Origin of the sequence: Sphingopyxis sp. (assembly GCF_036402335.1) — a bacterium.
GTDB lineage: Bacteria > Pseudomonadota > Alphaproteobacteria > Sphingomonadales > Sphingomonadaceae > Sphingopyxis.
The window spans coordinates 1-4,206 of sequence record NZ_DASWTD010000612.1; the positions used below are offsets into that span (position 1 = coordinate 1).

General features: G+C 63.1%; 4 protein-coding genes. 1 reads left to right on the plus strand and 3 read right to left on the minus strand.

All coding sequences use genetic code 11. The annotated features are described in order from the left end of the window. Positions 1–156 precede the first annotated feature (156 nt). Positions 157–327: a NepR family anti-sigma factor gene (locus VGD20_RS19755; protein WP_331136084.1), complete on the plus strand. Its 171-nt coding sequence runs from the start codon at positions 157–159 to the stop codon at positions 325–327. A gap of 1 nt (position 328) precedes the next feature. Here VGD20_RS19755 and tgt read toward each other — a convergent pair whose 3' ends face one another. From tgt to VGD20_RS19770, 3 genes are all read right to left on the minus strand, one after another. Then, positions 329–1,453, minus strand: a complete 1,125-nt coding sequence (gene tgt / locus VGD20_RS19760; protein WP_331136085.1) for a tRNA guanosine(34) transglycosylase Tgt — start codon at positions 1,451–1,453, stop codon at positions 329–331. Positions 1,454–1,499: 46 nt separating this feature from the next. Continuing rightward, the gene (locus VGD20_RS19765; protein WP_331136086.1) at positions 1,500–1,988 is read right to left on the minus strand and encodes a hemerythrin domain-containing protein; all 489 of its coding nucleotides are present in this window, start codon (positions 1,986–1,988) and stop codon (positions 1,500–1,502) included. Between the two features lie 52 nt (positions 1,989–2,040). Next, a partial coding sequence (locus VGD20_RS19770; protein WP_331136087.1) for an EAL domain-containing protein occupies positions 2,041–4,206 on the minus strand: 2,166 nt, incomplete at its 5' end.

Sequence of the window (4,206 nt, forward strand, 5' to 3'; positions counted from 1 at the left end):
GCTCCATTGCGCCGCCCCGCCCCGCGTCCGATATATTTCGACCTTAGGGAACGATTTAGCCGTAAATTGGTTTCATGGGGAAGAAACAAACGCGCCATTGCAGTTTGGTGTACGCGCGGTTAGCAAAAGGTCCCATGCTCAGCGGAAGCCTCGATAATGTCGTCTAAGACCGGTACGCCGCGCGGCGAGACTTCCGGGAAGGATGCAGAGAAGAAAACGTCCGCCAGGGGGCAGGACGTAAACGGTGCCTTGCGCCGTGCCTATGAGTCGACCGTCGACGAGACGATTCCCCAATCGCTGCTGGATTTGCTGAGCAAGCTCGATTGATTCAGCGCCGGTAGCGCGCGTCGAAATCGCGATGGAAAGTGGCGAAACGGCCCGCGGCGATCGCGTCGCGCATCGACTGCATCAAATCCTGATAGAAATGCAGATTGTGCTGCGTCATCAGCATCGCGCCGAGCATCTCGCCCGAGCGGACGAGATGATGCAGATAGGCGCGCGACCAGGTTGTGCACACCGGACAGCGGCAATCGCTGTCGAGCGGCGCCTGGTCTTCGGCGAATTTCGCGTTGCGGATGTTGATCGGCCCGTCGCGGGTAAAGGCCTGACCGTTCCGTCCCGACCGTGTCGGCAGCACGCAATCGAACATATCGACCCCGCGCGCCACCGCGCCGACGAGGTCATCGGGTTTCCCCACACCCATCAGATAGCGCGGCTTGTCGGCAGGCAATTGCCCGGGCGCATAATCGAGCACCGCGAACATCGCCGCCTGCCCCTCGCCCACCGCAAGCCCGCCGATCGCATAGCCGTCGAAGCCGATATCGGTCAGCGCCGCCGCCGAGCGCGCGCGGAGGTTCTGGTCGAGCGAGCCCTGCTGGATACCGAACAGCGCCGAGCGTACCGCATGCTCCTCACCCGCGTCGAAGCCGGCACGGCTGCGTACCGCCCAGCGCATCGACCGCTCCATGCTCGCCTCGGCACGTTTGGCATCGACGCCGTTCGGCGGGCATTCGTCGAACGCCATCACGATGTCGCTGCCGAGCAGGCGCTGGATTTCCATCGAGCGTTCGGGGGTCAACATGTGCCGCGAGCCGTCGAGATGGCTCCTGAACGCGACCCCCTCCTCGCTCTGCTTGGTCAGCGCCGAGAGGCTCATCACCTGATAACCGCCGCTGTCGGTGAGGATCGGCCGGTCCCACCCCATGAAATTATGGAGTCCACCGAGCCGCGCCATGCGCTCGGCCGTCGGGCGGAGCATCAGATGATAGGTGTTGCCGAGAATGATGTCGGCGCCCGTCGCGCGCACCTCGGCGGGACGCATGGCCTTCACCGTCGCCGCGGTGCCGACGGGCATAAAGGCCGGGGTGCGGATTTCGCCGCGCTGCATCCGGATCACGCCCGTGCGCGCAGCGCCGTCGGTCGCGGCGATCGTAAAGGCGAATCTGTCGGTCATGGCGCGCGCCTATGGCGGGACGCGCGTCAAAAGTCGAGCAATGCGGTCAGCCCCGCTCTTCTTCGCTCGATGGCTCCTCCTCGGCAGCCTTTGCCTTTTCCTTCGGCTTTTCCTTCTCGAATATCTTGATCAACTCGCGCTTCTTCGCGTCCGACAGCCCTTTTTCCGCCTGCGGGAACATCTCTTCCTCTTCCTCGTCGATATGGTGGAGGTAGCGTTCCTTCATCGATCGAAAGCGCGTCAGCCAGCCGGTCGATGAAAAATCCATCTCGTAGAGTTCGGTCAGATAATCCTCGATTTCCTTATGCTCGGCTACGCTGTGCTGCGCCTCGTCGCGCAAATCGGGATTCGCGAGCATCGTCGCGTAGAGCGACATTTCTTCCGAAGCGGCGTGCGCGGTGACCTCGACGCGGAACGCTTCGAATAGATAGCGACGATCGTCGCTGTCGCCCTGTGTCTCGTCGATCCGATCGAGAAGGTCGCGATGGCGGTCGTGGTCGGCTTTCAGTCGCGCAAAGATTTTGGTCTCGGCCATGTTGTTCTCCGTTCGGTAGAAGAACGGCGCAGGCCGGGGTCGGTTCCGGCCTTCAGGCCGCCTTCCAGTCGCTCGTCGTCGTGAACGACGGGAGCGCGAGTGCGCTGTTCGTCTGCTGCGCGGCGGCGGCGATCAGATAGGGTGAAACGCGGTGGCGCGTGCACAGCCCGCCATTGCCGTCGCTGACCATCGTCTGTTCGAATTCGACGCCTTGCTGATGCCTCTTCGAACGGCGAACGGTCGCGGTGACAAGCTGCCCTTCGCCAAAATCGATGACGAAACGCGTGCCCACAGGCACGTCCAATATCCCCTCGATAAAGGCGCCGGTCGTCGACAGGTTGCGGATCACGACATTGTAACGGTGATTGTCGTGAACCGCACCGACCTTGCGGAAGAGCGAAAAACGGTCGTTGCGCTGCCGCGCGGGGCCCGCAGGCTTGATCGTCCACGACCCGGCCTCGGCATGCTCGATCAGTTCGTCCTGCGGCACCGGCTTGCTGTATACATAACCCTGCACATGGCTGACGTTGAGCTTGCGGATCAGTTCGAGCTGGTCGAGCGATTCGATCCCCTCGGCGGTCGTTTCCATTTCCAGCGCTTCCGCCAGTGCGACGATCGCAGCGATGATCGCGCCGTTGCGCGAGCCCGGCTCGGTCGCGCCGCGGACAAAGCTCTGGTCGATCTTGATCTTGTCGAACGGCGCCGATTGCAGATAGCCGAGCGACGAATAGCCGGTGCCGAAATCGTCGAGCGCAAGGCGAACCCCCAGCCCCTTCAACGCCGTGAACATGCGGCTCGTTTCGGCGGAGTCGCCAAGAAACACGCTTTCGGTGATTTCGAGTTCAAGCCGGTCAGGAGCAAGGCCGGTCGCCGCGAGCGCGTTGGCGACGATTTTCGGCAGGTCCGGGTTCGCGAACTGGATCGGCGAGACATTGACCGCAACGCGCATGTCGCCCGGCCAGCGCGACGCATCTTCACATGCCTGACGCAACACCCATTCGCCAAGCTGCCATATCAGATTGGCTTCCTCGGCGATCGGAATGAACACCGCAGGCGAGATCAGGCCGCGGTCGGGATGCGTCCAGCGGACAAGTGCCTCGACCCCCGTCACCATGTTCGACCTGGAGTGGACCACGGGCTGATATCCCAGTTCCATCTCGCCGCGCGCCAGCGCGTCGCGCAGATCATCCTCCAGCGCACGGCGCTGTTCGGCCGCCTGGTGCAGGTCGCTCGAATAAAATGCGAAGCGGCCGCGACCGTTGCCCTTTGCCGCATAGAGGGCAAGGTCGGCATTGCGAACGAGATCACCACTGCCAAGGCCGTCGAAGGGCGCGATCGCGACGCCGACCGATGCACCGATGATGCATCGGCTGCCCTCGACCGAATAGGGCTGCGACAGGCTGGCGATGATATCGGCTGCCATGTCGCCCAGCTTTCCACGATCCTCGATATCGGGAAGGATGATCTGGAATTCGTCACCGCCGAGGCGGCTGACCATTTCCTTGTCGCCGACGATCTTGAGCAGGCGTTCGGCGACCTGTTTCAGCAGCGCGTCGCCCGCCGGATGGCCAAGCGTGTCGTTGACCTGCTTGAAGCGGTCGAGGTCGAGCAACATGATCGCGCACGACCGCTGCTGCTGCGCAAAGGCCGCGAGCGTCGTGTCGAGCTTTTTCGAAATGTTGAACCGGTTGGCAAGCCCGGTCAGCGAGTCATAAAGCGCCAGTCGCGACGCATCTTCGGCCGACCGGCGCTGCGCAGTGATGTCCGACCCGCTGCCGCGATAGCCGGTGAAAGCTCCGCTACCGTCGAACTGCGGCCGGCCCGATATCGCCCACCAGCGATCGTCGCCCTCAAACGCACTGCGCAGCGGCAGCTCTTCGAATTTCGATTGTTTGGTGAGCAGAAAGGGCAAGGTGCGCTGGCGTTCGCCATGGCTGTCGACGGGCAGGAACAGGTCGGTAAAGGCGGTGCCGAGAAGTGCACCGGTCGTGCGTCCCATCAGCCGTGCGACCGAACCGGTAATATAGGTCAGCCGCCCCCTGGCGTCGGTCGACCAGAACCAGCCCTGGCCGCTTTCCTCATAATTCTGGAGCAGGAGCAGGGCTTCACGGGTGTGCAGGTTCATCGCGGCGTCGCCGCGCGGTTTGCCGATGCGCGAACCGATCATGCCGAAAAAGCCGCGCTGGCTTTCTTCGGCGTCATCACTCCCCCGGTCGCC